Raw genomic sequence first — 925 nt, 5'->3', positions numbered from 1 at the left:
GTCTAAATATTTTAATTGTGGATGATCTCCTTTAAGTAATTTTATAAATCCAATAATTGAAGTAAGTGGATTTCTAAATTCATGAACAAAACTAGCAGACATTTGTCCTAAGATTGTAAGTCTCTCTTTGTGCGTCTCGTCAATAAATTGTTTTTTCTCTTCGATATCTTGTGTAATGAGATATGAATATTGCTTTACAGTAAAATAAATAAACTGGTCAAAAACGTAATTTATTTTATTAATGAGTGGCTGAAGTAAACTAATACTTTCTTCAAATTCTGACAAATGTTTAAATAATTCACTTCTACCTATATTTGAGTTATACACAAAATCTCCGATGTTAGCACTTGCTTTAGCTCGTTCAAGGGCTATTTTATGTGCCAAATCTTTGACTTGATCCTCATTTATTTTGCCCTCAATAAATAATAATGTAAAGTCAATCAATCTAGTTCCATTAATGATAATCTCGGATTTAAATGGATCATTATCGCTTATTACCGCTTGAGCGACCCAATTCTTTGTTAATGTAGGCATACTTTCCTTTATGAAAGTGCTATACCTACTCTCTATTGACATATCAATAAGGAACACCCCCAATAAAAAATCTATTAATTAAATAGTAACAAATTTTTAAATATTCGTTAAGTAAAAAAATAAAAATTTGTCGAATTTATTACGACAAAGTAAAATTTTTTACAATATTCTGTTAAATTGTAAATTAAATTTATGAATATTTCCTTCATTTCATTCAGCAACTGAACTTTTACGATTGTCACTAGTTCTAGTAATAATAAAACTAAAAGTATACAATAATGTCAATAATATGGTGTGTAGAATAGAATAAAGTTAGATACAATTAAATTAATAAACTGAAGGTAGGTATTTTTATGGCTGGAAATAAAGTTGAAGATTATTTAATTAAAGG

At 26.8% G+C, this 925-nt stretch carries 1 protein-coding gene; it reads right to left on the bottom strand.

What is annotated here, in order from left to right; all coding sequences use genetic code 11:
- Positions 1 to 576: histidine kinase N-terminal domain-containing protein (locus CN514_RS24135; RefSeq protein ID WP_286141820.1), on the bottom strand; the 576-nt coding region annotated here is incomplete at its 3' end.
- Positions 577 to 925: the final 349 nt, after the last annotated feature.

Source organism: Bacillus sp. AFS001701 (assembly GCF_002559405.1).
GTDB lineage: Bacteria > Bacillota > Bacilli > Bacillales > Bacillaceae_G > Gottfriedia.
Note: the sequence above shows the minus strand (reverse complement) of the source record. Positions and strands in the feature narration are given on the sequence as shown.